Origin of the sequence: Aeromonas sp. ZOR0001, assembly GCF_000801015.1 — a bacterium.
In the GTDB taxonomy this organism is placed as follows: Bacteria; Pseudomonadota; Gammaproteobacteria; order Enterobacterales; family Aeromonadaceae; genus Aeromonas; species Aeromonas veronii.
Genome location: NZ_JRJY01000033.1, coordinates 16,685 through 19,677, shown reverse-complemented (window position 1 = coordinate 19,677; position 2,993 = coordinate 16,685). Strand labels below are relative to the sequence as shown.

General features: G+C 62.6%; 4 protein-coding genes. All 4 read right to left on the bottom strand.

Annotated features, from left to right (window positions below; all coding sequences use genetic code 11):
- The coding region (locus L972_RS20555) for a class I SAM-dependent methyltransferase (RefSeq protein ID WP_047436023.1) at positions 1 to 632 on the bottom strand (632 nt) is incomplete at its 3' end.
- A complete protein-coding gene (locus L972_RS03275) occupies positions 632 to 1,414 on the bottom strand; it encodes a DUF1365 domain-containing protein (RefSeq protein WP_047435468.1) in 783 nt (260 codons plus the stop codon). The genes L972_RS03275 and L972_RS20555, both read right to left, overlap by 1 nt.
- Positions 1,411 to 2,670 carry an NAD(P)/FAD-dependent oxidoreductase gene (locus tag L972_RS03270; RefSeq protein ID WP_047435465.1) on the bottom strand — a complete coding sequence of 420 codons (1,260 nt, stop codon included), beginning with the start codon at positions 2,668 to 2,670 and terminating at the stop codon, positions 1,411 to 1,413. The genes L972_RS03275 and L972_RS03270 overlap by 4 nt, the downstream gene beginning before the upstream one ends.
- A partial coding sequence (locus tag L972_RS21740; protein ID WP_047436020.1) for an SDR family NAD(P)-dependent oxidoreductase occupies positions 2,667 to 2,993 on the bottom strand: 327 nt, incomplete at its 5' end. The genes L972_RS03270 and L972_RS21740, both read right to left, overlap by 4 nt.

The window sequence follows — 2,993 nt, the reverse complement described above, 5'->3', positions numbered from 1 at the left end:
CAGCCATAGTGGCGGGCGGCATAGACGGCGAGGCCCCCCCAGCCGGTGCCGATCTCCAGCAGATGATCATCAGGCCCCAGCTCCAGCCGCTCGCAGATGGTGCGCAACTTGGCCTGCTGCCCCTCTTCCAAAGTGGCCTCGGCGCTCGGATAGATGGCGCTCGAGTACTGCATATGGCTGTCGAGAAAACCCTGATAGAGGGTATTGCCGAGATCGTAGTGGGCGGCGATGTTGGAACGCGAGCCGGTCAGGGTATTGCGATTAAGCCAGTGGCGCACCTTGTTGAAGGGGAAACTGAGCCAGCCTAAGCGCCGCTCGAGGGAGTCGAGCAGGGTCAGGTTGCGGGCCAGCAACCGCACCAATGCCACCGGATCCGGGCTGGTCCAGAGCCCCTCCACCCAGGTTTCTCCGGCGGCAATGCTGCCCCCCAGCAGCAGGCGACGATAGAAGGCCGGATCCTGCACCACCAGTTCGGCATGCAGATCGGTGCCCGCGACGCCAAAACTGTGGCGCTCACCGCCATCCCGCAGCAGCAGTTGGCCATGTTCGAGGCGACCCAGCAGATTGAGCAGCAGTTGTCTTGCCCCCTTGTCGATGAAAGAGGCAGAGAGGGTTGATTGAGCAAGTTCCATTAGCGGCTCTCCGGATGGGTAAAAATCGGGGTTCGTTTGATAAATAGACGCAGGGCCTGCCAGTAGATCCCGAGCAGCACCTTCATGGTCATCCAGGGCCAGCGGGCCAGCAAGGCCACCAGCCCCTTGCGCGAAAAGGGTTCGCGAGTGAGCGCCAGGGTTGCGTCAAACAGCTTGGCTTCACCGGATACGGGATGACTCTCGATGTGGATCAGTGTCTCCCGCGCGGGCGGCCTGATCCGCCAGTGATAACGCATCGCGAGCCCCATAAAGGGGGATACGTGAAAATCCTTGTCATGGGGTGCCAGTGCCGCCAGATCCAGCAGGTAGTAGTGACGCTCATTCCAGGGGGTGTTCGACACCTCCGCCAGCAGATAGCGCGCCTCGCCCTGCCGGTAGCAGAAGTAGAAGTTGACCGGGCTGAAGTAGAACCCCAGACAGCGCACATTGCCGAGCAGCAGTACCCGCCCCTCGGGCTCGGCATCACCACCCAGCTCGCTCACCTTCTGCCACACCGCCTGCTTGAGGCTTCCCTCACTCCCCTTGAGATAGTCATGGCGGTGAAACGAGAGCAGCCCAGCCCGCTCCACCCCGAACCAGCGCCCCTGATCGAGCTGCGGCAGCTCGTCGAGATCCAGTCCCAGCATAAAGAGGCTGTAGGAGAAGGCGTGAGCCCGCGGTGCAAAACGGCGGTGGCGCACCGAGCCCTGCCAGATGGCGCTGGCGACGCCAGCCAGTTCGTCGGCACGCTCATGTTCGGTGGCCACGGTGGCGCCGTTCATAGCTCGGCTCCGAAGCGCCTGGCGACATCCAGCGCGCTGCGCACCCCATCCTCGTGGAAGCCGTTGTACCAGTAGGCACCACAGAAGTGGGTGTGCTGCTGGCCGCAGATCTCCGCGCGCCGTTGCTGGGCGGCAATAGAGGCCTGATTGAACACCGGATGGTGGTAGACGAAGCGGCGCAGCACCTTGCTCTCATCCACCTTGCCCTTGGGATTGAGGCTGACGCAGAAGGGCTCCGGCGAGTTCACCCCCTGCAGGATGTTCATGTTGTAGCTCACCAGCGGCCGCGCCTCGTCATTGCCATCGAGCTGATAGTTCCAGCTGGCCCATGCCTTGCGGCGGGTGGGCAGGCAGCGAGCATCGGTATGGAGCCAGACATCGTTGGCCTGATAGGGCATGTCGCCGAGAATGGCCAGCTCCCGCTCGCCGGGATCTGCCAGCAGCGCCAGCGCCTGATCGCTGTGGCAGGCGAAGATCACCTCGTCAAACCGCTCCTCGCCGTAACTGCTCAGGATCACCACGCCGTCCGCGTCCCGCCGTACGCTCTGAACCGAGCAGGCGAGTCGGATCTGCGACTGCCAACCCGCGGTAAGGGGGCCGATATATTCCCGCGAGCCACCCGGGATCACATACCACTGGGGGCGATTGGCCACATCCAGCAGGCCGTGGTTGGCAAAAAAGCGCAGGAAGAAGCCAAGGGGAAAGGCGCGCATATCGGCCAGGGTCGATGACCAGATCGCCGCTCCCATCGGCAAGATGTAGTGGCGGGCGAAGTAGTCACTAAACTCCCCCGCCAGCAAAAAATCTCCCAGGGTAAGCTCGGGGCCAGCCCCCTGATGCTGACCATCCGCCAGCCAGGCCCGTGCCTCCCGGTTGAACCGCAAAATCTCGGCGACAAAGCCGTAGAAGCGCGGACTCAGAAGATTGCTGCGCTGGGCAAACAGGGTATCCAGGTTGTGGCCGTTATACTCCAGCCCCTCCGGGCTCTTCACCGAGAAGCTCATCTCGGCCGGTTGCCGCGCCATGCCGATCCGCGCCAGCAACTTCAAGAAGTTGGGATAGGTGCGATCGTTGAAGACGATAAAACCGGTGTCGATGGCATAGCTGCGGCCAGCCTGATTCACATCGACGGTCGCAGTATGGCCGCCCAGAGTCGGCGCCGCCTCGAACAGGGTGATGTCATGGAGTTTGTGGAGCAGAAAACCGGCGGTGAGCCCCGAGATCCCTGAACCGACGATGGCGATCTTTTTCTTCATGAATGGCTTCCTTTCGATACGAGTGCGCGGCCAAGGCGCAGCCAGAGCCCCACCGGCAGCGCACCAAGCAGGCGTAGCAACCAGATGAAACGGCGGGGAAAGTGGATTTGGTGACGACCAGCGGTCAGCCCGTCCATGATGGCGCGGGAGGCCTGCTCCACCGTCACCAGACAGGGCATGGGAAAATCATTTTTGGCGGTGAGCGGCGTCTGGACAAAGCCAGGGCGGATCAGGGTCACCCCGATCCCTTTGCTGGCCAAATCGAGGCGCAAGGTATCCGCCAGATAGTCGAGGGCAGCCTTGGAGGCGCCATAGGCCTCGGC

What these genes read in the sequence shown, in the direction of transcription:
- L972_RS03275 (WP_047435468.1), bottom strand. Translation starts at nt 1,414, where the DNA reads ATGAACGGCGCCACCGTGGCCACCGAACATGAGCGTGCCGACGAACTG.
- L972_RS03270 (WP_047435465.1), bottom strand. Translation starts at nt 2,670, where the DNA reads ATGAAGAAAAAGATCGCCATCGTCGGTTCAGGGATCTCGGGGCTCACC.